Annotated in this window: 35 protein-coding genes, 1 tRNA gene and 1 riboswitch; of the genes, 29 read left to right on the plus strand and 7 right to left on the minus strand. The window is 71.4% G+C overall.

Going from position 1 to position 23,959, the window contains the following annotated elements; genetic code table 11:
- The 26 genes from HYV93_12275 to HYV93_12400 all read left to right on the plus strand — a co-directional run.
- A partial coding sequence (locus HYV93_12275) for an ImmA/IrrE family metallo-endopeptidase (protein MBI2526746.1) occupies positions 1–546 on the plus strand: 546 nt, incomplete at its 5' end.
- Positions 547–638: 92 nt separating this feature from the next.
- Positions 639–1,220, plus strand: coding sequence for a hypothetical protein (locus tag HYV93_12280; protein ID MBI2526747.1), 582 nt, complete (start codon positions 639–641; stop codon positions 1,218–1,220).
- 125 nt (positions 1,221–1,345) lie between these two features.
- Positions 1,346–1,543, plus strand: coding sequence for a helix-turn-helix transcriptional regulator (locus HYV93_12285; GenBank protein ID MBI2526748.1), 198 nt, complete (start codon positions 1,346–1,348; stop codon positions 1,541–1,543).
- 11 nt (positions 1,544–1,554) lie between these two features.
- On the plus strand, positions 1,555–1,818 hold the full coding sequence (locus tag HYV93_12290) for a hypothetical protein (protein MBI2526749.1): 264 nt from the start codon (positions 1,555–1,557) through the stop codon (positions 1,816–1,818).
- A complete protein-coding gene (locus tag HYV93_12295; GenBank protein ID MBI2526750.1) occupies positions 1,815–3,110 on the plus strand; it encodes an AAA family ATPase in 1,296 nt (431 codons plus the stop codon). Before HYV93_12290 ends, HYV93_12295 begins: the two co-directional genes overlap by 4 nt.
- Positions 3,111–3,387: 277 nt before the next feature.
- Positions 3,388–3,666, plus strand: coding sequence for a helix-turn-helix domain-containing protein (locus HYV93_12300; GenBank protein ID MBI2526751.1), 279 nt, complete (start codon positions 3,388–3,390; stop codon positions 3,664–3,666).
- An 80-nt stretch (positions 3,667–3,746) separates the two neighbouring features.
- Positions 3,747–4,085, plus strand: a complete 339-nt coding sequence (locus HYV93_12305; GenBank protein ID MBI2526752.1) for a P27 family phage terminase small subunit — start codon at positions 3,747–3,749, stop codon at positions 4,083–4,085.
- A 2-nt stretch (positions 4,086–4,087) separates the two neighbouring features.
- Positions 4,088–4,654 carry a hypothetical protein gene (locus HYV93_12310; protein MBI2526753.1) on the plus strand — a complete coding sequence of 189 codons (567 nt, stop codon included), beginning with the start codon at positions 4,088–4,090 and terminating at the stop codon, positions 4,652–4,654.
- Positions 4,651–4,878, plus strand: a complete 228-nt coding sequence (locus tag HYV93_12315) for a hypothetical protein (protein MBI2526754.1) — start codon at positions 4,651–4,653, stop codon at positions 4,876–4,878. Before HYV93_12310 ends, HYV93_12315 begins: the two co-directional genes overlap by 4 nt.
- Entirely contained in the window at positions 4,856–5,119 is a 264-nt protein-coding gene (locus tag HYV93_12320) for a hypothetical protein (protein MBI2526755.1), read from the plus strand. Before HYV93_12315 ends, HYV93_12320 begins: the two co-directional genes overlap by 23 nt.
- Positions 5,116–5,385 carry a hypothetical protein gene (locus HYV93_12325; GenBank protein MBI2526756.1) on the plus strand — a complete coding sequence of 90 codons (270 nt, stop codon included), beginning with the start codon at positions 5,116–5,118 and terminating at the stop codon, positions 5,383–5,385. The genes HYV93_12320 and HYV93_12325 overlap by 4 nt, the downstream gene beginning before the upstream one ends.
- Positions 5,386–5,407: 22 nt before the next feature.
- Positions 5,408–6,040, plus strand: a complete 633-nt coding sequence (locus tag HYV93_12330) for a hypothetical protein (protein ID MBI2526757.1) — start codon at positions 5,408–5,410, stop codon at positions 6,038–6,040.
- Complete coding sequence (locus HYV93_12335; GenBank protein MBI2526758.1) at positions 6,037–6,213, plus strand: hypothetical protein; 177 nt, start codon at positions 6,037–6,039, stop codon at positions 6,211–6,213. Before HYV93_12330 ends, HYV93_12335 begins: the two co-directional genes overlap by 4 nt.
- Before the next feature lie 2 nt (positions 6,214–6,215).
- The gene (locus tag HYV93_12340) at positions 6,216–7,190 is read left to right on the plus strand and encodes a S49 family peptidase (protein ID MBI2526759.1); all 975 of its coding nucleotides are present in this window, start codon (positions 6,216–6,218) and stop codon (positions 7,188–7,190) included.
- Positions 7,191–7,202: 12 nt separating this feature from the next.
- A complete protein-coding gene (locus tag HYV93_12345) occupies positions 7,203–7,373 on the plus strand; it encodes a hypothetical protein (protein MBI2526760.1) in 171 nt (56 codons plus the stop codon).
- 34 nt (positions 7,374–7,407) lie between these two features.
- On the plus strand, positions 7,408–10,443 hold the full coding sequence (locus tag HYV93_12350; protein ID MBI2526761.1) for a hypothetical protein: 3,036 nt from the start codon (positions 7,408–7,410) through the stop codon (positions 10,441–10,443).
- A complete protein-coding gene (locus tag HYV93_12355; GenBank protein ID MBI2526762.1) occupies positions 10,440–11,054 on the plus strand; it encodes a hypothetical protein in 615 nt (204 codons plus the stop codon). The genes HYV93_12350 and HYV93_12355 overlap by 4 nt, the downstream gene beginning before the upstream one ends.
- A 25-nt stretch (positions 11,055–11,079) precedes the next feature.
- Positions 11,080–11,268, plus strand: a complete 189-nt coding sequence (gene rpsU, locus HYV93_12360; protein MBI2526763.1) for a 30S ribosomal protein S21 — start codon at positions 11,080–11,082, stop codon at positions 11,266–11,268.
- A gap of 175 nt (positions 11,269–11,443) precedes the next feature.
- The gene (locus HYV93_12365; protein ID MBI2526764.1) at positions 11,444–11,722 is read left to right on the plus strand and encodes a hypothetical protein; all 279 of its coding nucleotides are present in this window, start codon (positions 11,444–11,446) and stop codon (positions 11,720–11,722) included.
- Between the two features lie 133 nt (positions 11,723–11,855).
- Positions 11,856–12,083 (plus strand): DUF2116 family Zn-ribbon domain-containing protein, encoded by a 228-nt coding sequence (locus HYV93_12370; protein MBI2526765.1) that lies wholly within the window; start codon positions 11,856–11,858, stop codon positions 12,081–12,083.
- Positions 12,084–12,237: 154 nt separating this feature from the next.
- Positions 12,238–12,432: a helix-turn-helix transcriptional regulator gene (locus tag HYV93_12375; protein MBI2526766.1), complete on the plus strand. Its 195-nt coding sequence runs from the start codon at positions 12,238–12,240 to the stop codon at positions 12,430–12,432.
- Between the two features lie 76 nt (positions 12,433–12,508).
- On the plus strand, positions 12,509–13,084 hold the full coding sequence (locus tag HYV93_12380; protein MBI2526767.1) for a hypothetical protein: 576 nt from the start codon (positions 12,509–12,511) through the stop codon (positions 13,082–13,084).
- Complete coding sequence (locus tag HYV93_12385; protein MBI2526768.1) at positions 13,084–13,377, plus strand: hypothetical protein; 294 nt, start codon at positions 13,084–13,086, stop codon at positions 13,375–13,377. Before HYV93_12380 ends, HYV93_12385 begins: the two co-directional genes overlap by 1 nt.
- A complete protein-coding gene (locus HYV93_12390) occupies positions 13,374–13,694 on the plus strand; it encodes a hypothetical protein (protein ID MBI2526769.1) in 321 nt (106 codons plus the stop codon). Before HYV93_12385 ends, HYV93_12390 begins: the two co-directional genes overlap by 4 nt.
- A 117-nt stretch (positions 13,695–13,811) precedes the next feature.
- Positions 13,812–14,219, plus strand: coding sequence for a hypothetical protein (locus HYV93_12395; GenBank protein MBI2526770.1), 408 nt, complete (start codon positions 13,812–13,814; stop codon positions 14,217–14,219).
- A complete protein-coding gene (locus HYV93_12400; protein MBI2526771.1) occupies positions 14,219–15,328 on the plus strand; it encodes a site-specific integrase in 1,110 nt (369 codons plus the stop codon). The genes HYV93_12395 and HYV93_12400 overlap by 1 nt, the downstream gene beginning before the upstream one ends.
- A gap of 9 nt (positions 15,329–15,337) precedes the next feature.
- Here HYV93_12400 and HYV93_12405 read toward each other — a convergent pair.
- Together HYV93_12405 and HYV93_12410 are read right to left on the minus strand one after the other, a co-directional pair.
- Positions 15,338–15,412, minus strand: a tRNA-Thr gene (locus HYV93_12405).
- Positions 15,413–15,468: 56 nt separating this feature from the next.
- Complete coding sequence (locus HYV93_12410; GenBank protein MBI2526772.1) at positions 15,469–16,392, minus strand: hypothetical protein; 924 nt, start codon at positions 16,390–16,392, stop codon at positions 15,469–15,471.
- A gap of 52 nt (positions 16,393–16,444) precedes the next feature.
- Here HYV93_12410 and HYV93_12415 point away from each other — a divergent pair, with 52 nt between their 5' ends.
- Together HYV93_12415 and HYV93_12420 are read left to right on the plus strand one after the other, a co-directional pair.
- Positions 16,445–16,717, plus strand: coding sequence for an HU family DNA-binding protein (locus HYV93_12415; protein ID MBI2526773.1), 273 nt, complete (start codon positions 16,445–16,447; stop codon positions 16,715–16,717).
- Positions 16,718–16,761: 44 nt separating this feature from the next.
- Positions 16,762–17,661, plus strand: a complete 900-nt coding sequence (locus tag HYV93_12420; GenBank protein ID MBI2526774.1) for a D-alanyl-D-alanine carboxypeptidase — start codon at positions 16,762–16,764, stop codon at positions 17,659–17,661.
- A 231-nt stretch (positions 17,662–17,892) separates the two neighbouring features.
- Here the strand turns inward: HYV93_12420 and HYV93_12425 are convergent, their stop codons facing one another.
- The 5 genes from HYV93_12425 to HYV93_12445 all read right to left on the minus strand — a co-directional run bounded on the left by HYV93_12425 (position 17,893) and on the right by HYV93_12445 (position 22,924).
- Entirely contained in the window at positions 17,893–18,054 is a 162-nt protein-coding gene (locus HYV93_12425) for a hypothetical protein (GenBank protein MBI2526775.1), read from the minus strand.
- A gap of 165 nt (positions 18,055–18,219) precedes the next feature.
- Entirely contained in the window at positions 18,220–19,011 is a 792-nt protein-coding gene (locus HYV93_12430) for an SDR family oxidoreductase (GenBank protein ID MBI2526776.1), read from the minus strand.
- A gap of 36 nt (positions 19,012–19,047) precedes the next feature.
- The gene (locus HYV93_12435) at positions 19,048–19,791 is read right to left on the minus strand and encodes a gamma-glutamyltransferase (protein MBI2526777.1); all 744 of its coding nucleotides are present in this window, start codon (positions 19,789–19,791) and stop codon (positions 19,048–19,050) included.
- Positions 19,677–20,702 (minus strand): response regulator, encoded by a 1,026-nt coding sequence (locus HYV93_12440; protein ID MBI2526778.1) that lies wholly within the window; start codon positions 20,700–20,702, stop codon positions 19,677–19,679. The genes HYV93_12435 and HYV93_12440 overlap by 115 nt, the downstream gene beginning before the upstream one ends.
- Positions 20,702–22,924: a GAF domain-containing protein gene (locus HYV93_12445; protein ID MBI2526779.1), complete on the minus strand. Its 2,223-nt coding sequence runs from the start codon at positions 22,922–22,924 to the stop codon at positions 20,702–20,704. The genes HYV93_12440 and HYV93_12445 overlap by 1 nt, the downstream gene beginning before the upstream one ends.
- A 254-nt stretch (positions 22,925–23,178) precedes the next feature.
- Positions 23,179–23,293: riboswitch (TPP riboswitch) on the plus strand.
- Between HYV93_12445 and HYV93_12450 the strand changes: the two genes are divergently transcribed.
- The coding region (locus HYV93_12450; GenBank protein ID MBI2526780.1) for a phosphomethylpyrimidine synthase ThiC at positions 23,284–23,959 on the plus strand (676 nt) is incomplete at its 3' end. It overlaps the preceding riboswitch by 10 nt.

The following is a 23,959-nucleotide window of genomic DNA, read 5'->3' on the forward strand; positions in this document are numbered from 1 at the left end:
GACGTGGAGGCGGTGATTGAAGCCGATCCCACGGTGGTCATTGATACGGTGCGCGGGCTCACCCAGGAGCACGCGGTTGAAGGCGCCGTCCTGGCGCATCCCGCCGAGCAGCGGTTCACCGTGATCATCGACGAGGAGCTGTTCGATCGTCGGGCGACCCGGGCGCGCTTCACCCTGGCCGAGGAGTTCGGGCACCTGGTTCTCCATCGGGAGCTCCTGGGGAGCGTGACCAGCCTGGACGACGCCGTCGCGCTCCAACAGCACCCGGCCTACTACGACCAGCTCGACCGGAACGCCAAGCGGTTCGCGGCGGCCGTCCTGATGCCGCCGGAGCGGGTGCGTGAGGATGCCGCCCGGCTCTTCATCGAGCTGCGCGCCGCCAAGCTCAGCGAGGCGGAGCTGACCCGGACGCTCACCATCCGCCTGGCGCAGCACTACGCCGTGTCGCCGACCGCGATGGGGCATCGGCTGCGGGAATGGCCGGTCGGGGTGCAGAAGGGGATCCAGCAGGCGTTCGCGCGTGGATTGCCTGCGTTGCCGAGATAGACCACATCGCGGGCTAGGTCCGGCCGACTGAAAAGGTGCTTCCCTGGCGCCCTGCCCGCGATTTCTTCCAGGGCTCCTGAGGGAGGAGACTGGTGGCCAGAGAGTCCAAGCACCGCCGGCGAAAGCGAGCGCCTGCCAGGCCCATCGATCGCATCGCCGAACTCGACGACATGGCCAATCAAATCGCCTCGAACGCGCGACGGGTTCGCGTCGAAGGTGGGTTCACTCCGGCCGAGAAGAAGAGGGTGGCCGCGGAGATAGTCGAGCTCCACGGGAAGACATACGACAAGACCAAGAACCCGCTGTTGGTCTGGCGAGCCTACTTGGAGTGCCGAGCCGCAAAGCGCCCGGCGCCCAAGTGGGTCCTGTCCTATCTGGATCGAGTAGCGAGACGATTCTGGTTGTGGTCGATGAATGGCGGGGCGCGTCCTCCGAGCGACGTCTCAGTCGCGATTGCTGAGGCTCTGGAAATGAAACGGCCCGGGCGCGGCGGGCGCGGGAACATCTTCACCAGGTTCAGCGACAGCAAGAACGTTGGGCTCTCCATTGCCGTAAGCCACCGGCTGAGGGACGGGGACAAGCTTTACGTGGCCATCGAAGCGGTCGCCGCAGAGAAGAACCTTGGCCGGGCCACCGTCTGGCGCGCGTGGAGGAAGTACCCGCCGGCGCGGTAGAAGTCCGCAGTGTCAGGAAGTTGCTGATCTGCTGAGAAATCAGCAAGTCCCTGTCTTTGTGAAACCTCAAATGCTTGTCCCGCACGCATAGTCCTCAGTACCGTGGCGTCGAGAAGGAGGACGCCATGGATATCAGCGCCGCCGAATTACGAGCCGAACGCGCGCGCCGGCAGATTCGCCTCTACGATCTCGCTCCCCGCGTCGGACTTCATCCGACCGAGTTAGGCGCCATGATGAACGGGCGACGTCCACTGAGGCCGGGCCTCGCAGAGAAGATTATGTTGGCACTCAGGGCGTTCGAGCAGGAGCCGAGCGGCCGGTGAGCTCTCGCGCCTTGACGCTCGCGCGCATCGAGCGGCTCCTGGCTGCTATCTACTCCGAGCCAGACGCCTTCGATACAGCCGAGTCGTTCGAACGTGCAAATCACGACGACCTCGCGCACCTGACGCTCGATGAGCTCGACGCGGAACGCATTCTCGCGCGCCTGCGGTGGGCGGCGCTGATCCATCACCGAGCCGAACCGTCGCGCTGGCTCGAGGAGCGCATCGCGCGGCTGGACCAGGCCGCTGTGCGGCTCCGCCAGGGAGCGCGCCGGTGAGACGCGCCAGCGCCGACCCGCTCGCCACGATGGCCGGGCTCGACGGCACGGCGCCGGGCCTGCTCCGAGTGGAGGCGCCGGAGATCCAGCGCCTCGGCGACGAGTGGGCCGCCACCTGGCCAGCCCACGGCGTGACGCTCTCGCTTGGCCAGCTCCGCGAGAGCACCGACGGCATTCACGGGGAGCTGTCCGTCGTCTCCGGGGTCCTTGGCGAGATCCACTGGGGGAGGCTCAACCTCGCGTCCACGTCCGCCCGTGAAGGCCTCGTCCGCAAGCTCGACCAGGCCGCGCCGGGTCTGCCCTGGCGGCCGATCCTCGAGCGCGTCTGCCGGCAGGCCGCCCGGGACCTCCGGAGCGGAGAGCCCGCGCGGCCGCTCGTGCCACGCCTGGCCGACGAGGTCACGCGCTACCTCGTGCCCAAGCTCCTGCTCGCGGGCGAGACAAATATCATCTTTGCCGACGGCGGAAGCGGCAAGAGCCTGCTCGCCCTCGCGATCGCGGAGGCTGTCCGCCCGGGCACGGCGCTTCCTGGCGGACTGGTGCCGACGGCCGCGGTGCCGACGCTCTTCCTCGACTACGAGAGCCACCGCCCCGAGCACGAGGACCGCCTCGCACGGCTCCAGGAGGCCGGGGGTGCGTCCGCGGATCCGCCCATCTTCTACCGGCCCATGACCCGCGCCCTCGCTGACGAGGCCAGCACGCTGCGCGCCGAGATCGCCCGCCACGAAGTCGGCCTCGTGATCGTTGACTCGCTCGCCCCCGCCTGCGGCCCGGAGCCGGAAGGCGCCGATGCGGTCGTGCGCACCATGACCGCGCTCCGATCCTTCGCCCCTGCGACCCGGCTGGTGCTGGCCCATGTCTCGAAGCTGGCGGCCGAGCAGCGGAGCGGGCCGGTCAAGCCCTTCGGCAGCGCCTTCGTGTTCAACCTCGCCCGGAACATCTGGGAGCTGCGGAAGGCCGACGAGGACGGGGGCGCGGACCTGGTGATCGCCGCCTTCCATCGCAAGAGCAACGCCGGCCGCCTCTACCCGCCGCTCGGCTTCCGCTTCATCTTCCGTGAAGGCATGACGAGCCTTCACGCCCATGACATCGGCCAGGCCCCAGACCTGCTGGCCCGGACCAGCTTGGCCTTCCAGATCCAGAAGACCCTCGTCCCTGGCGCCCAGACCGTGGCGGACCTTGTCGAGGCAACGGGCAGCACCAAAGACACCGTCGCCCGTACCCTGCGCCGGCTCCGGGGCGCCGGCAAGGTGATCCCCCTGGACGAGGGGCGCTGGGGGTTGTCGGCATGAGCCCGGACACGATGACCCCGGACATGTCCGCGGACAAGCGGACAGGGTGTCCGCTCCCGACGGAAGGGGTAGGGGGAAGTACCCCCTTCCGAGGGGCGGACGGACATTCTCTCTCTATAGGGGTGTCCGCTGTCCGCCCCACCCTGTTTGACCTAGACGAGCTAGTCCATTCCCACCGCTGCCCGGTCTGCCTCCAAGGGCGGACATGTCCGGTCATGATCTGCCGCGGGCTAGCGGTCAAGGCCTGCTGGCCGTGCCGGCAGGGAGGGCTCGGCGGATGATCCAGGGCGCGGCCGAGGTTGCCGGCGTGCCGCCCGCGCCAACCTATCTCACGGCGGAGGAGGTTGGGCAGATGCTCCAGGTCTCGGGCAAGAGTGTCTACCGCTGGCTGAAGGACGATCCGACCATGCCGGTGCTCAAGATCGGCGGGACCGTGCGCTTCCCGCGAGAGCGCCTCGAGCGCTGGCTCAGGGACCGGGAGCAGGGAGCGGCTCGGCGTCGGCACGCGCCGGCCGCGGTCAGCCGGCCGGCAGCGGGACGGGAGGCGAGGACGTGAAGGCGAGGGGCAGGGGGCGGGGTGACCTGGGGAGGGGGGGCCCCGGTTGGACGCCGATTCGGCCATGACGGAGGCTCCGCGTGACGCATCGTGACAGCCCGAAGGCCCCGCGGCATCTCCGCGCGGCCACGCGGAACTGGTGGGCGAGCGTCGTCGCCGAGTACGAGCTCGAGGAACATCACGTCCGCCTGCTCACGGCGGCGGCCGAGAGCTGGGATCGGGCTCAGCAGGCGCGCGAGGCGCTTGCCAGGCACGGTCTGGTCTACAAGGACCGCTTCGGCGCCCCACGGGCGCGGCCGGAGGTCGCCGTCGAACGAGACGCTCGGACCGCCTTCGCGCGCCTGGTGCGGGAGCTGGCGCTCGACGTGGAACCCCCGGCGAGCGAGCCGAGGCCGCCGGGCATCCGGGGGCGGAGGTAGCGATGCCACGGAAGCGGTGGAAGCCGAAGAGCCGACGCGAGGCCTTCAGCCTCGGACGCCGCGCGCACCTGCTGATCGGCCACGATCTCCTCGGGCACGGCTATGGCCGCGAGGACGACTTCGACGCGGAGGCCGCGGGCGGGGACTGGCGCGAGCATCGCGAAGAGCTCGTCACCTTCTGGGGGCAGGACCCCGTGGCGTGGCGCCAAGCCAACCGGCCCGGCTTCGATGCCCCGGAGCCTGGAGGCCCGGGCACGCGACCGGTCGCGTGGTGGTGGTGGGACGCCCCCGCCGACGAGCGGCGGGTTCTCGGCCTCGCGCCTATCGACGAGGCGGACCGCCGACGCATGGGCGCGCTCTACCTCCGAGACGTGCTCCTCGAGAGCCAGGCGACCTACCTCCAGCGTCACGCCCTGCTCTCCCCAGAAGAGGAGCGCTGCCTTCCTCCTGGCGCCTTCGAGCCCGAGCGGCTCTACGATCCAGAGCTTGCCCGCACGCTCGAGGGCGCGGGTGCGCGCTGCAATGGAGAAACAACGAGCAGCTCACTGAACACGAGGAGGGGACGATGAGGGCTGGCCCGGACGCGCTGCTCGACCTGTTCGACGCCGCGGTGGCGGACGCCGGCCTCGCCCTCCGGGATGCGGTGGTCGCCCGCCGCGCCTATCTCTCCGGCGCCGATGACCTGGAAGGCAGCGCGATCCCACCTGGAATCGAGGCGCTCATCGCACCGGCCCCGCCAGCGATCGCGTGGGCCGAGGAGAGACGACGTGATGCGAACCACGACGCGAAGTGACGCCGGATCGGTCGGAACAGGCCTCGAGCGCCCCGCTCACCACTGGGCCGGCGAGGTGGGGCGGGCGCACGCGCAGAGCCAGGCCCAGCGCCGGGAGGCCGAGCGGCACGAGGCCGAGGGGGTGGAGCAGCTCGCGGCGGCCATCGCCGGCCAGGCGGAAGCGTACTGGCGCGCCCTCGCGGACGCCTGCGAGACGGCGACCGCGGCCTTCAACGCGGGACGGGGCCGCGCGGTGGTGTGACGTGCCATCGCGAGGAGGCCGGGCAGTTCCGGCTCGCTTTGCTGGCCGGCAACGCGCGCGCCGCGCTGTCCATGGCGACGGGTGCCAGCGCCGGTCTCCACGTCCTGCGCCGTGGCCCCCACGGAGGCGAGGAGCAGTGCCCTGCTGACTTCGTGCTCGGCGCCGGCGAGCTGCGCATCCGCGCGGCCGGCCTCGACGGGGCGGACCCAGACACGGCCGCGCGCTGGGCGCTGGAGCCCTGGCTGCGCGGCCTCACGACCGACTGACCATCTACGAGAGGAGAGCATCATGGCCGTCCTGGAAGCGATCAAGCAGTACCTGACGCCGCGCAGCGCCCCCACGGCGCTGCCGCCGGCCGAGCGTCTCGCCCGTCAGCGCAGACTGGCGGCCGAGCGGCACGCCCTCACGGACCAGAAGGGGGCCTCCGTCGAGCGGCACGCCCCGCGGCTCGCCGCGGCCCGGCAGGAGGTGGACCAGGCGCGCGCCCAGCTCGAGGCCGCCACCCTCCGCCTCGGGGACGTGTCGCGCGCAGCCCGCGGGGAGGCCTTCGACCTGGACCGCAATCTGACGGCGGTGGAGCATGAGCTCCGGACGCTCGCGGACCCCGCCATCGCCGACTTCCTCGCCGACCTCCAGGCGACCGCCGGCAGCGCCGAGGAGGTCGGGCTGAAGGTGCGTCGTTCCATCGGATGGGAGTATGACCACCGGCGCCTCGGGCCGGTCCAGGTCCAGCAGACGAACAGCGCCGAGCTGAGCGAGGTGTTCGCCGAGTTCCGCGCGGTGCGCCGCGAGGTCGAAGGCCTCGCCCTCGAGCCGATCGCGCAGGACGAGCTGCTCGCGCGGCTGGCGACCTACCAGGAGCGCCTCATCGCCTTCGCGGCGGCGCGCGGCTTCCGGGTCCTGTGGCAGAGAGCCGCTTGAACGCCTACACGCGGCTGCTCATCCGTGACCGGCTGCTCGAGCTGGCCGGGCGCCCTGGGATCCTCCCGGGATTCCGGATCATCGCCGCGGCGCCGCGCCCGCCGGCCGGTGCCGACCTGTCGGAGGTGCTCGCCGAGCTGGCCGCCGAGCTGGCCGCGGCGGAGAGGAGCTGACCATGAGGTACGAGCGGATCCTGGCCGAAGTCCTGTCCATGCCCTGGGCGATCCACCGCGACATGCTCGCCCAGCTCGCCGGCATCCTGGCGCTCCGGGCCGCCGGCAAGCGCCTGACCGACGAAGAGATCGAAGCGCGCATCGCTCCGGGCCAGGAGCGGGCGGCGGGGCGCGGCGCGCGCGGCCAGGTCGGGGCCATCGCCGTCATGCCGATCGTCGGCCTGTTGCTCCCGCGCGCCGAGGCGCTCTCGCAGACGAGCGGCGCGGTCAGCACGCAGGAGCTCGTGGCGCAGTTCCAGCAGCTCGTGGCCAACGAGAGCGTGGGCGCGATCATCCTCGACATGGACAGCGCCGGGGGCAGCGTCGGCGGGGTCGCCGAGTTCGCCGATGCGGTCTTCCAGGCGCGCGCCGTCAAGCCCGTCGTCGCCTTCGCCAACCCCATGATGGCCTCGGCCGCCTACTGGATCGGGGCCTCGGCCTCGGAGCTGGTCGTCGCGCCCTCCGCCCTCGTCGGGAGCATCGGCGTCTATGCCGCCCACCATGACCTCTCCGAGGCGCTCGCCAAGGAGGGGGTGAAGATCACGATGATCTCCGCCGGCAAGAACAAGGTCCTCGGCGCCGAGCACGAGCCGCTGTCGGAGGCGGCCCGCGCGGAGATCCAGGTGCACGTCGACGAGTTCTACAGCCTCTTCGTGAAGGCCGTCGCCCGGGGCCGCGGGGTCGCTCAGCAGGCCGTCCGCGAGGGCTTCGGCGAGGGCGCCGTCGTCGGGGCCGAGCGGGCCGTCCGACTCGGGATGGCGGATCGCATGGGCGGGATCGAGCAGGCGCTGGGGCGCGCTGCGCAGCTCGCGGGACGAGCGGGTGGTACCCGGGCACTCGCGGCCAGGTTCGATCACGACCTCGACGCCCGCCAGCGCTGGCACATGGGGGCGGAGATCGGGCGGCTCCGGCGCGACCCGATGACGCCGCTCGGATAGGAGGCCGATACCGTGCTCGATCCCCTGCGTCCCCGCAGCAATCCTCTCGCGGCCGGCGACGTGATCCGTCGCGCCGCCGAGGAGTCCCGCCGGCTCCTCGCCGCGGGGTCTGCCGCCCGGGGGCGGGACGTGGAGCGGCTCGCCACGCAGATCAAGAAGCTCGAGGGGGCGCTGGGCAAGTGACCGACGCCCTCGACGTCGAGCGAAAGGCCGCCTGATGGCTGACACACAGATCACTCCTGGCCAGGGCGAGCTCTTCTTCGGGCTCGACTCGAGGTCCCGCCGCCCAGCCGCCGGCGCCCTGGTGGCCACGGGCCTCGCCGCGAGCCTGATCCTCGGCACGATCTTGACGCCCGCGACGGGGGCGCTCGGCCTCACAGGCGCTGCCCCGGGCCTCGACGCCGCCACCGACACCGCCGTGACCCCGGCGACGGGGGCGTTATCGCTCTCCAGCGCGCCGCCCGTCCTCGGGCTGACGCTCACGCCCGGCCGCGCCGGCGAGGGCGTGACGATCACGTCCCTGGAGTTCGTCGGAGGCGCCTCCGAACTCGTCGTGGGCACGCGTCACGCGCCGGCGACGGGTGGCCTCCTCCTCTCCGGGGCGGCGCCCTCGCGCATCCTCGGGACGGTCCTCACGCCGCTCGTCGCCCCGGGGCCAGGTCCAGCCTCGCTGATCCTCGACGGGGCCGCGCCTGTTGTCGTGGCGTCCACCCGCATCACGCCGCAAGCCGGCTCGCTCTCGCTGATGGGCACCGCGCCGTCGGTGGTCATCGACCTCGGCATCCGGCCAGGCACGGGGGCGCTGTCGTTCGCCGCGGCCGCCCCGATACTGATAGGGGAGACGACTCGGACCCCGCTCAGCGGCCAGCTCGCCCTTGCGGGATCCCCTCCTGGGCTGGTCATCGACCATCGACTCACGCCTGCCACCGGCAGCATCGCTGCGATCGGCATCGCGCCGGCGATGGGACAGGACATCCGCCTCACGCCTCCTGCGGGCGCCCTCACGCTCTCGGGGGTCGCCCCCGGTCTGAGCACGCCGACTGCCATCACGCCAGCCACGGGCGCCCTGACGCTGACCGGCTTCGCCCCGAGCCTCCCGCAGGAAGGGATCCTCACCCCGGCGACTGGAGCGCTGTCCCTTCAGGGCGCCGCGCCGACTGTTCTCCAGGCGAGCTTCCTGACGCCTCAGGCCGGCGGCGTGGCACTTTCCGGAGCTGTGCCGGGAGCCGTTCAGGGCACCCCGGTCACTCCATCGGCAGGGAGTCTGTCCGTCTCGGGCCTTGCCCCGACGCTGCTGACGGACACCCGCATCACGCCGTCGGCTGCAGCCCTGGTGCTGGCCGGCAGCGCCGGCGCCGTGGAGATCAGCGGGCAGACCACGCTCACGCCCGGGACCGGTGCGCTGGTCCTCACGGGCCCCGCGCCGACGGTCTCACAGCAGATCCTGGGCTTCCCCAATGACATCACGCGCCTCAGCATCCGGGCCACCCTCGACGCCCCGGCCGCAGCGTGGGAGCTGGAGACGCCGGATCTCTCGCTGATGACCGGCGACGACGCCGCGACCACCGTCCGCCTCGCCATGGGCTTCCTGGACGGCTCCGACGTCGCCCAGCTCGTCAACCAGATCGAGGCGGGCCGGGTCACGGGCCGATCCTGGGCCGGTGCCAGGCAGGGCCTCAGCGTCCGCCTGCGGGGCCTGGACGCCATGGACAGCCTGATGAGGACCCAGCGGGCTATCCGCTACGTCCCCACCCCGCCCCCGGCCGTCCTGGAGGCTGTAGCGCCTGTTGAGGGCGAGCCCGAGGTGGAGACCAAGGTGGGCGCCTGGACAGCCAGGGGCATCGCCACGGATCTCCTGGCGGGCACCGGGCTGGCTCTTTACTGGGGCATCCGGGACTACACGATGCACGAGGAGTTCTCGGCGGTCGGCTCGATCCTGAGCCTGTTCCGCCAGCTCGTCGCCCCCTGGGACTTCGCCCCGCTCGGCGTGGACATCCGGGCGCAGGCCTCGGTGATCCGGATCACCCAGCGGGTGCTCTCGCCGGCGGCGACGGTCACCAAGACGATGGCCGCGGCCCGGTGCGATGCCGTCCAGGGGGAGCGCCGGCGGCACCCGCTGATCGGGTCGGTGGTGCTCGAGGGGCGGCTCGAATCCTCCCGGCTCACCCAGACCGTGGACGACGAGGGCGGGATCATCTGGGTCGGGGGCGATGATGAGGGGAACCCCGACCCGAACCGCGAGCCGCTCACGGTGAGGACGGCGCAGGAGACGAGAGACGCCTTCGGGACCGTCACCTCGCGCACGGAGCGCACGGAGCGGTGGCGCATGCCTGACCGGCTCCTCGAGTATAGCGTCGAGAAAGTCTTTCGCCTGGTCCCTGACTCAGATGGGAAGCTCAAGTTCGTGCAGACCAACGAGCAGGAGATTTTCATCACGCTCGACGAGTCGATCTATGGACCGCGGGGCCCGATCAACCAGCCGCTCCCGCGATCCTCCGTCACGATCGTCTCAACACTCGTTGAGCAAACCAGCAGCACGTCGGGGGTCAGCGGCACAGTCAAGAAGCTGAAGGAGACGCTGCGGGAAGCGACCGACTACACGTATGACGATCAACGATTCCTCCGTCTCCAGACGACGCGAGTCTGGCAGTACGCCTACGCGCTCGACGGCACGCAAACAATCACGAAGGCGGAGGAGGTGACGACGACGTGGAGGGATGAGTTGCTTGGGTGGATTCGCGTCACTGAGGCGCGGACGACCTTCGACAGGAACTGGCAACCGACCGGCAGCAGTAGCCGTGAACGCCTGGCGGCCGGCTATCCGCCCGGAGGGTTGCGGCCCCCGGGGAAAGGCCCGGTCATCTTCTTCTTCCCGCACGATGCCACCGGGCTGGCCGACTTCGCCGACGCCGACCTGACCCCGATCCGGCTGACGGCGACCCTCTCCGACGATCCGACGGCCATCCCCATCAGGTCCAGCAACCGCAACCTGGACGCGGCGGGCCTCGCCTACCAGCTCGCCCTCATCACGGCTTGCTCAGGCGTCTACGAGCGCCCGTTCCGCTTCGCGGGCCCGGCGATGCCCTGGCTCGCGGTCGGGGACGTGCTGGAGATCACGGCCTACACGCCCTACGCCGGCGCCGCGCCGATGAGCCTCGGACCCGCCCTCGTGCGCGACCTGACGATGACCTACACCCGCGCCACGGCGGAGCTCCGGGCCGAGGGTGAGGCCGTCGTCTACGAGGCGCCGTGACGGCGGATCTGCCCGCGTCGGCCGCGCCGGGGGACGCGGCGCATGCCCTGGCGACGGCCGAGACGTTCGCGGTCCAAGGCAAGGCCGTACACGCGCTCGTCGTCATCAGTGAGGGGCTCGTCCCGGCGCTGCTGCAGACGCTCCGGGCCGTGGCGGAGGACGCCGACGACCCGTCAGGTCAGCTCGTGAACCTCGGCTCTCTCGTGCTGCAGTGGCGGCTCCGCGCGGAGGTGATTCTCCAGGCCTGCGAGCAGCCGGAGACGATGGCGATCAACCGGGCGTACGGCTTCATGCCGCGGATCAACGCGGCCCCGCTCCAGGCCTTGCGCGAGATCCTGGAGGCCTGGGCCGCGAGGATCCAGACGCTTCCCCCCGGCCGGCCGCCGGCGGCTGACGTCTTCGGCCAATCCATCATGGCCGCCGCGCTCGCCTGCACCCTGAGCCCGCCGCCCGTGAGCGCCGCGGAGGAGACGGCAGCCCTTCACGCACTGAGGCAGGATTCCGCGCCGAGACCGCCCGCCGGCGAGATCGAGCCCGTGATCGTCACCGGGAGCGATGGCCGGCGACGGCTCTATCTGGTCGATTGCCACGGCCAGGGAACCCGCGTGTGATACGCCTGGCAGGCGATCGCCTGACATGATCCTCCCCGTCGCAGGCAACCTGGAGGCCGCCCTCCGCCAGCTCCGGAAGCGGCTCGAGCGCGACGGCACCTTCTACGCGATGCGCCGACAGGCGTTCTTCCGCCCCCGCAGCGAGCGGCGGCGGCTGAAGGCCCGACGAGCCCGGAAGCGCGCGCGGCGCGCGCTCGTCGGCGGGACGCCATGACGGCCGTGAGCGCCCGGCCGGTGCTGCCCCGCCCTGCCAAGGCTCCAGGACGGCCCCGGCGCCCGGGCTGGCCGAAGATGCTGCCCTGCCTCTCCTGCGGGAAGCCGCGCCTGGCTGAGTCCCCGGCCCACCGGATGCACTCGGAGTGCAGGAGCGCCGAGTAGGTAGCGCGAACATGAACACGTCAGCGAAGGGGCGCCGACTGGAGCACCGGGGCCGCGAGGTCCTGGAGGCGGCCGGGTTCACCGTGGTCCGGGCCGCGGCCAGCAAGGGAGACTTCGACCTCGTGGGCTACAGCGCCGCCGGCTGGTGCCTGGTGCAGGTGAAGGCCACCCGGCCCCCGGGCCCGATGGAGCGCCGGGCCCTAGCCGCGGCGCCGCGCCCGCCGGCCTGCGCCCGCTTGATCCACGTGTGGAAGCCCCGGGCCCGGCTGCCCGAAGTCGTGGAGTTGTAGCGACCCCATGGAAACGCCCTCTGACGGCGTCCAGGCCACTCCAGAAGGTCAGGACTAGGGTTCCTCCATGTCTTTGCCCAAACCCCTCTCAGAACGCTGCCGCCAGGGCGCACGTGCGCCTCTGAGCGCCCCTGTGCTAGGCTCCCGGCGATGCCCGGTCTGCCAGGAGGCGCCCATCCACGCCGGGCAGGAGGTCTGCTCCGGGAAATGTCGGGCCGCCCGGAGCCGACAGCGGAAGGCGCAGGCCCGGACGGCCCGGGACCAGGCGCTCGTGGCCGCCCTGGACCAGGCCGAGGCGCTGCATCAGCGGGCTGCGGAGATCCTCCAGGGCGTGCGGCGGCGGCTGGGGGAGGAGGCATGATCGGCGTGACCGAGGCGGAGCTCTTCCAGGCGGCCTTCGTGGTGGTGGTGGCGTTCACGGTCTGGCTGCTGTGGCCGTGGCGGAAGTAGGGGCCGAAGAGAACGGTTGACAACGTGTAATCAAGGAGATTACAGTGTCCCCCAGGCGGCTCGGCATGAGGATCAAACGTCTTCGCACGGATCGGGGCTTGAGCCAGGCGGCGCTGGCGAAGAAGCTCGGCATTAGCCGCGTGCATCTGGCCAACATCGAAGCGCCCGACGACGCTCCGCATCACCGGACGCCGTCGCTCGCGCTCCTCGAGAAACTGTCGAAGGCGCTCCGCACGCCCCTGGCCGACCTGATGAAGTGAAAGATGCCCCCGGCGGTGCGTCAACACCGCGCGGGGGCCGAGGCCCACAACCCCACACCCGCGAAGGAGCGAGACGATGAGCAAGCCCAGTGTACCGAAGCCCCCCGGCCTGAAGCAAGACGGTACGCCGAAGTCCGACGCCGAGGTTCTGGCCGGCCTGGTGCGATCCCTGGTGAGCCTGTCCCGCCGTGTCCCCAAAGGGCCGCTCCGCGAGAAGGCCGACGAGGCCTGGCGCGCGGCCAAGATCCTCGAGGTCCGCGGCGAGGTGGCGGCGGGCCGGGGCTCAACCGCCACGACCGCGGAGCCCGTCTTGACGCTGGCCGAGCAGGCGCACAAGCTGCGGGACCTGGCGGAGCAGGCCGCGTCGTTGTCCGAGCCGCTCACGGAAACCCAGGAGGCCTATGTCGAGGCCCTGGAGGACCTCGTCAAGGCGAAGGCCGGCAGGACGATTTGGGGCAACGATGGGCTCCTCGGGGAAGACGCCGATGCCTACCGCCGGCTGAATGGCCGGGACGCGGCGCTCAGACTCCTCCGGGGCGATCTGGAAAGGCGGATGGAGGAGGTCTTCGTCAAGGCAGTGGAGCTCCACGAGCGCATCAAGGGCACGATGGCGCCGGCCGAGGCACGGCCGAAGCGGAAGGCGGTTGCGTGATGGCGCTCCTGTACTGGGGAGGCATTGACAGGAACGCCGCGGCGCCGCGGGACCTGGTCGAGAACATGCGGAAGGTCGGGGCGCTCGTGGAGATCCTCGGGTTGGCGCTGGAGCGGCCGGGCGATGAGTACGACGAGGACACCGCGGTGGAGCTGGTGCGCGAGGCCGGGAGTCTCCTGGAGCGCCTCGGCGTCAGGGCGATGGAGCTACTGGAGGCTCAGGGCGCTCCTCCCGCCCCGGCGCGCGCCCTCAAGCCTCGGGAGCGGCGCACGCCCAAGAGGCGGGCCGCGTGATGGCCCGCATGAGGTTGGAGCCCGCGGTCGCGCTGTCCCCCGAGGACGTCAGCTCCAAGCTCGCCGGCGTGAGCCTGGAGCTGGACACGATCGAGGCGGCGGCCTGGCTGCTGGATCAGCTTGAGGTTGGAGAGTTGGGCTTCCTGCGGATGGACAAGAAGACGGCGCCGCCAACCTGGTGGTCAACCGTCGAGGGCGACCGCGAGAATCTCAGCGGGGCGCTGGAGCGCTGGGCGGTCGAGAGCATCAGTCGTAGCGTGCAGGAGATCCGCGCTGGCCTCCGCGCCGTACATCCGCAGGAGGTGTCTCTGCAATGACCACCGAGCTCGTCGCGATGAGCGCCTCTGACGAGCTGGCCCATCTCTGCCCAGGCTGCCGCCGGCCCTACGTGTGCACCGTGATGGCTCGCCATCGCGTCAGCCCAGGGAGGAACGATGGGGATTCCACGCATCGGCCGGCCTGACCTCCGCGGGGCGCGGGAGCCGATTGACCCGCTCCGTGGACGGCTCACCGCGCCGTCCGACGCGCTCCGGCGCTTCCTGGAGGCGCCGGACGTGGTGGGACAGCTCGAGGTGCTGCCGGCCGTGCTCAGCGACGTGGCTGCGCGCTTACGGCCACTGGCACGACACGAGAAGGATCTGGAAGCGCTCGCGCGGCTCGACGCCGTCCAGGAGCGGGCGTGGGCGCTCTGGCTTGCACTCGCCACAGCGGCCGACGAGGAGAGTTCTCTGAAACGATCGCCGCGCCCTTGGCGCCGGCCGAGCGCGCCGGCTGAGGGGCGGAACGTCGAGACGCCGGCCGTGCAGACGTCTGCACAGGGCCCGGCCACGGGGAGGGGCTGATGGCCAAGGTCAAGAAACGTGTCTGGTACAGTCGCGGCCCCACGGGCCACAAGGTGCGGAAGGTCTCCTGGGGCTACACGCTCCAGGTGGACGACAAGCAGGAGCGGATCTTCCGGGCGGAGTGGACGGAGGACGACGCGGAGCAGGCGCTCGCGAAGCGGCTGCTCGAGAGGGACAGGCCGAAGGCGAAGCCGATCGCGCTGGGCGAGGCGGCCGAGCGGTATGAGCAGGCGAAGGCCCGGAAGCAATCCCTCGGGGGCGACAAGCTCATCCTGAAGCGGCTCCTCGCCCACTTCGGGCGGGAGAGACGGCTCGACAAGATCACGGCCGAGGCGATTAGCCTCTACCGGGACGGGCGCCTCAGCATTCCATCAGAGCGCCGGAAGGACGCGGAGGGCAAGCGGCGCCCCCTCGGCGTGGCCACCGTCAACCGCGAGCTGGCGCTGCTCAGGCATCTGCTCCGACTCGCGCACGAGGAATGGGGCGCCCTGGCAGCTGTCCCGAGGATCCGGTTGGGGAAGGAGCCAGAGGGCCGCATTCGCTGGCTCGAGCCCGGCGAGGAGGGCGAGCTGCTGGCGGCCTGTCAGAAGTCGAGGAACCCGAACCTCGTCAAGATCGTCACCGTCGCCCTGGAGACCGGCATGCGGTACGGCGAGGTCCTGGGGCTCACGTGGGACCGGGTGGACTTGAGCCGCGGGGTGCTCCGCCTGGAGCGAACGAAGAGCGGCAAGCGGCGCGAGGTGCCCATGCGCCAGCCGGTCTACAACCTCCTGGCCGCGATGCCCGAGCCACGCGAGGGGCGGCTCTGGCCCGACAAGCTCATCCGCACCGCCTTCGAGAACGCGGTGTCGGAGGCCAAGCTCGAGGACTTCCGCTTCCACGACTGCCGCCACCACTTCGCCTCGTGGTTCATGATGCGCGGCGGCAGCCTCCAAGCTCTCCAGAAGATCCTGGGGCACGCCACGCTGGCCATGACCTCCCGGTACGCCCACCTGAGCCCGAGCTACCTGCGGAGCGAGATGGAGCGGACGGCCACACCGACCGAGGCCTCCGTCAGCACACAGTCAGCACATGAGGCCGCGCCGGCCGCGGTGGCGGTGGAGAAGTAGCGGAAAAGATGGAGCCGGGGGCGGGAGTTGAACCCGCGACCTATCGATTACGAATCGATTGCTCTGCCACTGAGCTACCCCGGCTGGTCGGTGACCGGCACGAGCGGCGGGCGCCAGTATAGCACCCGGGAACGCCTCGTTCACTCCTGCGGGTCCCCCAGCGGGGCGGCCTCGAGCAGCCTGAACCGCTGCTGCTCCGACCAGGGCGGCGGCAGGTGGGCGACGATCAGGTTCCGGAACTCCGCCGCCAGCTCCGGGTGGAGCTCGGGACGTCCCGCCACGAGCTCCGCCAGGCCTTCCGGGTCGTCGTAGGCGCGGCGGCTGACGGCCGCGACGTGCCGGAAGAAGCGCCGCACCCGCCTGTCCACCTGCGCCTCGGAGAAGCTCCGGGCGACCCGGGCCAGCGCCTCGGTGAAGAGTGAGTCGAGCTTGAGAAAGCCCGAGACCCTCATGGCGCAGTACGTGACGCCGTCGGGGCCTTCTACGTGCTCGCTGTCGAGGAGGACGACGAGCCGCCCTGAGAGGGTTGGCAGCAGAGGTGGGGCGTAGCGGCCTGAGAGGTGGAAGAGGCGCCGCCCCGGGGCGGCGAAGACCGGCGTGAGCCAGCCGCGCGCGCCGCGGCCATCGTCGGCCTCGTAGGCGTCGCCCACACGCCTCAGCCGGTACTTCCCCTGGCGCAGCGCCCGCGCGACGTCGGCAGCGAAGTCGGGATGGTCGAGGAGGAACTCGAAGACGGCCGGGCGGCTCCGGAAGGCGATGTCACGCACCTCGCGCTCGACGAGGGCGCCGGCCACGACGTCGCGCACCAGATCGTACGCCCTTGCGTCGAGGCGGTCCCAGGGGATGCCCGGCGGCCGCGGGAGGGCGTCGAGGGCGAGCTCCATCGACGGCGCGCCCGGGTCCGTCGTGACGGCGCTCCCGCGCGGATGCTCACCGGTGCGGGTGTCAGCGTCGAGGTCGGGGTGCCGGGCCCCCGCGGGCCAGGCCGGGCCCGCCCCGACGGCCAGCGCGACGCCGAGGAGGAGGGTGACCGGGGCGCGACGCATGATGCGAAACGATACCATCACCCGTCTTGACCCTCCAAGCCCCGGTCTGCTAGCATGCGGCCCTCTCACCATGACCCGCGCGGACCTCGTGGCCTCCATGGCATCGGCGAGCGGCTGGAGCAAGGCCGCCACCGACAGGGCGCTCCGGGCGTTGCTCGCCTCCATCCGCACCTCGCTCAAGCGGGGCCAGCCCGTGACGCTCGTGGGCTTCGGGACCTTCTCGGTGAGCCGGCGGAAGCCGCGCAAGGGCAAGAACCCGCGCACGGGGCAGCCCATGAACGTGGTGGGAGGCAGGACACCGCGGTTCCGGCCCTCCAAGGAGCTCAAGCGAGCCGTCCGCTAGTCTTTTCTCTTTTGGCGAGCGCCCCGCATCGCGTAGAATCCTCGATGGTGCGCTCGATCCTGACGCTCGGCCTCATGCTCTGGCTGGTGGCGGCGCCCGCCTGGGCCCAGAACGGCCACACCCCGGCCCTCAGCGCCGAGGCCGTCCTGCTCCTCGACTCGGGCGGCAAGGTGCTTTTCTCCAGGAACGCGGCCGAGGATCACGCCCCCGCCAGCCTCGTGAAGCTCATGACGCTCTATCTCGCCTACGAGGAGCTGGAGTCCGGGCGCGCCCAGTGGGAGGAACCGGTGACCATCAGCCGCCGCGCCGCCGAGACCCCGCGCTACCGGATGGGGTTGCGCGCGGGGGAGACCGTCTCCCTCGGCACGCTCCTGGAGGGCGTGGCCATCGCCTCGGCCAACGATGCCGCCACGGCGGTGTCGGAGCATCTCGGCGGTGCCGAGGAGGAGTTCGTCATCCGCATGAACGCCAAGGCCGCGGGGCTGGGGCTCGCCTCCACGCACTTCGCCAACGCCCACGGGCTGCCGGATCCCCAGCAACGCACGACGGCGCAGGACATCGCCACACTCATCGGGCGGCTCGTCCAGGACCACCCCACCTCGCGCACCGTCCTCGGGGGCAAGAACTTCATCTACCGGGGCCGGGTCTACAGCCGGCGCATCCCGCTCTTCGACGATCCGGGCGGCGTGCAGGCGCTCAAGACCGGCTTCACCAACGAGGCGGGATACAACCTGGCCGTGGCAGCGTGGCGCGCGGGCCAGCGCTTCCTCCTCGTGGTCCTCGGCGCGCAGACCCGGAGCCTCTCCTTCCGTGACGCAAAACGGCTCCTCCAGTACGGCTTCAGCGCCAACGGCCTCGAGCTAGGCGAGGAGCCCAGGCGCCCGGCCCCCGCGCGCCGGCTTCTCCCCCGCCGGCCGAGCGCATCGCTCTCCACCGCGGGCTGAGCGGGCGCCGCCTGGAGGCCCGCCGATGTGGAGACCCCACACCCTCGTCGTCGGCGCTCACAGGACGCTCGCCAGCGTCCGCTCGGTGGTCGGGGCCGGACACGCCGCAGGCCCCTGAGGGCGCTGGAGCCTCACGCCCGCCAGACGAGAGCGGGATGGGCAGGGCGACGGGCCGGGTGATCCTGGAGGCGCCGGGCGTGGCGAGGATGAACCGGCCGGGATGACGCCCGCCTACTTCTTGGCGAGCCTCTTCTTCTTCACGTAGGCCCAGATCTTCTTCGTCATCTCGGAAGGGCCGATGGGCGCCGAACCCATGACGGACTCCAGCGTGTCGCTGCAGCCCTTGAAATTGATCGAATAGCCTCCGAATGCCGCCTTCTTTGCCTTCGCCATTCTCAAGCCTCCCTCGAGTGGGTTTGGGGATTCGCCGCCCGGCGCCTCCCGATCCGGTTGAGGGTATTATCCTCAAGCGCCGAGGGAGGGCAAGCGAAAAATACTATCGGTGGGGCTGTCCCCACGAGGGAGTCACTACCCGGTGGGGGTATACCCCCCCTGGGGTCACCTGGCCCGCCACCCCCCGTCCACCGCCAGGGCATGCCCGGTGATGTAGGCTGCGGCGTCGGAGGCGAGGAAGCAGGCCGCAGCGGCGATCTCCTCCGCGGTGCCCCGCCGGCCGGCCGGCGTGACGGCCCGCACCTGCTCGTCGCTCACGGCGATGCCGCGGCCGCTCATGTCGGGGGTGCCAGGGCCGAGGATCTCCCGTGAGTGGGCGCGGAACTCGGTGAGCACCACGCCCGGACAGATGGCGTTCACCGTGATGCCACGCCCCGAGTACGCCACCGCCATCTGCCGCGTGAGGCCGACCACGCCGTGCTTGGCCGCGACATAAGCGGCTCCCCCGCCCGTGCCGCCCAGCCCGGCCGCCGAGGCCATGTTGATGATCCGCCCCCGCCCGCGCGGCAGCATCTCGCGCAGCGCGCGCTTGCAGCCGAGGAAGACCCCAGTGAGGTTGATGTCCACCACTCGGCGCCACAGGGCCTCGTCCATCTCGTCCACGCTCCAGTACCCATCGAGGACTCCGGCGTTGTTCACCATGATCTCCAACGGCCCCAGCGCCTCGCAGGCCGCCGTCACCGCTCGGTCCACGTCGGCGGAGCGGCTCGTGTCGGCCTGGAGCGCCAGCGCCCGGCTGCCTGTCCCGCCGAGGAGCCGCACCGTCTCCCGCGCCCGCGCCTCGTCAATGTCCACGACGGCGAGGCGTGCCCCCAGCTCGCCCAGCGCTTGCGCGATGGCGCGCCCGATCCCTGCCCCCGCCCCGGTCACCACCGCAACCCTATCCGTGAGGCTCATACGCACGCTCCCGCCCCCCCGTTCGCCCGAGACAGATCAGATCCCGAGCGCGTAGCCGTCGCGCCGGGGGTCGGCGCCGGCCATGAGCGCTCCCGACTCCGGGTCGCGGGCGATGCCCTGCCCGCCGCCGACGATCCACGACCAGTCCTCGATGACGTTGATCTGATGGCCGCGTCCCGCCAGGGCATCCCGGGTCTCGACGGCGAGGCGCCCCTCGGCGTCCACCAGGCGGTCGCGATAGACGCGCACGCGGGGCGCCTCGATGGCTTCCTGGACGTTCAGGCCGAACTCGAGCACGTTCAGGAGCATCTGCGTCGTGGCCTGCAGAATGCCGTAGGAGCCGGGCGTGCCGATGGACAGGGAGAAGGCGCCGTCCGTGAAGACCTGGGTGGGCGACATCATTGTCCCCGCCTTCTTGCCCGGGCGAAGGACATTGGGGGACTCCGGGTCACGGTCCATCCACTTGAGGATATTGTTCAGCACGAGTCCCGTGCCGGGCACGGCGAAGCCCGAGCCGAACGGCGCCCCGAGGGTCTGGGTGACGGAGACCACCGTCCCCTCGGCATCCGCGCAGGCGAAATGGGTGGTCTGCTCGTGGGCGAACCGAGCACAGGACGGTAGGCAAGTCGATGAGGCGGCATGAAGGTCTGGTGTCGGGAACGAGGTCAGCGTCGAGCCAGGGCCTCGGCGACCGCGCCGGTGAGCTTGGCCACGTCGAAGGGCTTGCTGATGAGCCCATCCACCCGGACACCGTCCGGCGTCTCGACCACCTCGCCCCAGCCGGTCAGGAGTAGCACCGGGACGTCCGCGCCTTGGGCGCGGATGGCCCGCACCACGTCCCAGCCCGTCATGTCCGGCATTCCCAGGTCGGTGATGACGAGATCGAAGTGCCCGGCCCGGAACAGCTCGACCCCCTCGCGCCCGCCCGTGGCCGCTGTCACGCGGTGTCCCTTCGAGGCCAGCACGTCGACCACCAGCTCGCGCACGGGGGCCTCGTCGTCGATGATCAGCACCGTGCCCGTCCGCGCCGGCCGGGGCGGCGCAGGTGGCGCGGTGGGGACCGCCGGCGCCGCGGGGGCCAGCGGGAGCCAGAAGGAGACGGTGGTCCCCCGCCCCTCCGCGCTCTCCACCGTGATGTCCCCGCCGTGGCGGCGGACAGTCCCGTAGGCGACGGCGAGCCCGAGGCCCGTGCTCTTCACTCCCTTCGTGGTGAAGAAGGGCTCGAAGGCCCGGCGCTTCACCTCGCCCGACATGCCGACCCCCGTGTCCTGGACGAAGACCACGGCGCGATCGCCGACGCGGGAGGTCCGGATGCTGATCCGCCCCCCGTTCGGCATGGCGTCCACGGCATTGAGGATGAGGCTCGCGATGACCTCGCGCAGCTCGGCGGCCCGCCCCGAGGCACCCGGCAGCGACCCGGGCTCGAACACGATCTCCACCCGCGCGCCCTTGACCTGGGCCTCGTGCTCCCAGCGCGGCCGGGTGAGCTGGATCCCCTCGCGGACGACGGCGTTGACATCCAGCTCCGCCGACCAGGCCTCTCCCCTGTCGGTGCGTCCGAAGGCCTGGATGCGCCGGACGGTATCGGCCGCGTCCACCACCGCCCGCTCGATGGTCTTGAGGCTCTGGATCATCTGCTGGGGCGGCTCGCGCATGAGGAGCAGCTGGGTCCGGCCCAGGATGACGGCCATCAGGTTGTTGAGGTGGTGGCGGCGCCTGCCGCCAGCTCGCCCACGGCGCGGAGGGTGGCGCCGCGGACCACGCTCTCCTGGGCGGCCTTGAGGTCGTCGAGGGTCCGCCGCAGATCGCTCACGAGCCGGGCATTGTCCATCGCGATGGCGGCCTGGCGCGACAGGGCGGTGAGCAGCCGGATCTCGCGCTCGTCGGGCTCGTGCGGCTCCTGCCAGTACACACAGACCGCTCCGAGCGCCGTCTCGCGGCTGATGATCGGCACCCCGAGGATTCCGCGGTAGCCGTGGCCACGGACCGCCTCGCCGAAGGTCGTGCCGAGCTCCTCCACGATGAGGTCAGAGCCGGGCAGGGGCTGGCTCAGGATGTCAGCGCTCCACACGGGCGCATGGGTGAGGGCCGCGGCGCCGACGGCACCCTGGCCGAGTCTCACGGAAAAGCCCACGGCGACCGCCGCGCCGCGCACCGTCCGCGCCCGCAGGCAGGCGGCCGCCTCGTCCAGCTCGAAGACGGCGGCGCGCTGCGCGCCGATCAGGGTGACCGCGGAATCGGCGACGGCCTCCAGCACCGCCTGGATGTCGAGCGTGGAGGCAAGGGTCGCCCCGATGGCGGACAGCGTCTCGACCTCGACCGCGCGCTGGGATGCCGCCTCGTACTGGCGGGACCGGTCGACGGCCAGCGCCACCTGGGCGGCGATGGTCATGGCCAGGTCGAGCTGCCCCTGCCTCCACTGCCGCGGCCCCCGGGTGTCGCCCAGGAGCATGACCCCGATCGTCTCGTCCTTCGAGACCAGCGGCACTGCCAGCGTTGCGCGTGTCTGGAAGGCCTCGACCCACCTCGCGGGGATGAGGGGGCTCACGGCGGCGTCCTCGACGGCGACCGGCTGCCTGGACCGCGTGGCCTCCTCTATCACCGGCACCCGCTCCCAGCCCTCTCCCCGCATGCCCTTCAGCGTGAGCCACATGTCCGGCGCCGCGCGCCCGTCGGCGAACTGGGACACGAGGGGGACGAGGTGGCCCTCTTGCCACAGGCTGATCGTGCAGCGCTCCACGCCGACGGCCAGCGCGGCCTGGCGCGACACCTCGCCGAGCAGCGGCTTCAGGTCCAGCGTCGTGCTGCAGGCCCGCGCGATCTCCAGCAGCGCGGCGTTCTCCCGGGCCCGGCGCCGCTCCTCCTCGAAGCCCCGGGCCTCCTCGATGGCGACGGTCGCCTGCTGGGAGAGACGCGCCAGCCGCTCCTCGTGGTTGGCCGTGAAGGGGCTCGCGCTCCGGTTGAACGCCCACAGGAATGCGAGCGCTGCGCCATCCCGATCGATGACGGCCGTCCCGATCATGGCCTTGATCCCCTGGGCGCGCGCCCAGCCGTCGAACTCGGGGATCCGGGCGAAGCGCGCATCGGCGAAGTAGTCGTCCGTCCGCACGGGCCGGCGCGCGGCGAGCGCCGCCCCCCCGAGCCCGGCGCGGGGGGCGACCCGATAGCGGGGCAGCCCCGCCGTCTCCGTCCCGAGGCCGACGATCCGGTCGGTCCGCTGGGTCCCGGGATCCACGAGCGAGCAGACGGCGGCGTCGGCCGCGAGGAGGTGCCGAGTCTCTCTGACGAGCGCCCGGAGGGCCGTCTCGAGATCGGGGGCGGCCAGGGTCTCGGCGGTCACCCGCTGGAAGGCCTGGATCTCGCCGAGCCGGCCGAGCGCCTCGGCGTGGATCCGCGCATTCCTCACGGCCTGGGCCGCCGGGGCGGCGACCGCCGCGGCCAGGGCCACATCGGCGGCCAGGAATTCACGGCGTGCGTACGTCATGCAGGCGACGATGCCGATGGGAGCCATGTCGAGCACGATGGGGACGAGCATCATGGACGTGAGGCCCTCGGCCTCGAACCACACCTTGTTCTTGAGCCTCGGATCGGTGATCACGTCGGCAACGACGATGGGCTCCCCGCCAGCGATCACCGCTCCTGCCAGCCCCTCGCCCGAGGCCAGCCTGGTCAGGAAGGCCACGTCCTGGCGACGGGTGCCCGTCTGGGCGCGCAGGAGCAGGTCCCCCGGGGTCTCATCCCTCAGCCAGATCCTCACGACATCCACGCCGAGCCTGACGCGGGCGATGCCGGCGAGGCGGTCGAGCACCTCGGCCAGATCGAGGGTGGAGGCGACGAGGCGGGAGGACTCGGCGAAGACCTCCAGCTCGCGGGTGTGCTGATCGGCGGAGGCGCCGCGCTCCTCGCGCGTCATCAGGGGCGACGCTGCCGGCAGAGCACGGGCAGGCGCTGTGGCCAGTGCAGGATCGACTCGAGCCCGATCGGGGGCATGCTCACCTCGTGCGCGACCCACCCATGAGCAGACGGGGTCCGGCCCGAACTATAGCGTAATGGCGGCCCGGGCGCTGGGCTTTGTGAGGGCCGTCAGTCCCGGGGCGCTCCTCGGCCACCCCCGCCCGATCGGTTGACCGGCGTCGGCCACGCAGGTAGGCTACGACTATCGCGGAAGTGCGAAACCGCGGGAGCTCGGGGGACCGGGCTGAGAGGGCGGCCACCGCGCGCCGCCGACCGCAATCCACCTGACCTGGGTAATGCCAGCGTAGGGAGGCCCACATGAAGACCTACCTCTCCGGCTCGCTTCCGTCCATCCGCGTCCCGGTCCAGGAGATCAGGCTCGGCAACGGTGAGAGCCTGCGGCTCTACGACACCAGCGGGCTGTACACCGATCCCGACTTCGCTCCGGACCTGAAGCAGGGGCTCCCCCCGCTCCGGCGCCCCTGGATCCTCGACCGGGGCGATGTCGAGCCGGGGGCCAGCGGCCGCTGGGGGCTCCGGGCCCGCCCGGGACGGCGCGTCACCCAGATGCACTACGCCCGCCGCGGCGAGATCACACCCGAGATGGAGTTCGTGGCGCTGCGCGAGGGCATGGCGCCGGAGACCGTGCGGGAGGAGATCGCCCGAGGGCGTGCCATCCTCCTCGCGAACATCAACCACCCGGAGTCCGAGCCCATGATCATCGGGCGTCGCTTCCTGGTGAAGATCAACGCCAACATCGGCAACTCGGCGGTGACCTCCTCCATCGAGGAAGAGGTGGAGAAGATGACCTGGGCCACCCGCTGGGGCGCCGACACCATCATGGACCTCTCCACGGGCCAGAGCATCCACGAGACCCGTGAGTGGATCATCCGCAACGCGCCCGTTCCCATCGGCACGGTGCCCATCTACCAGGCCCTCGAAAAGGTCGGCGGCGCGGCTGAGGAGCTGACCTGGGAGTCCTACCGCGACACCA

Source organism: Candidatus Rokuibacteriota bacterium (assembly GCA_016188005.1).
Taxonomy (GTDB): domain Bacteria; phylum Methylomirabilota; class Methylomirabilia; order Rokubacteriales; family CSP1-6; genus UBA12499.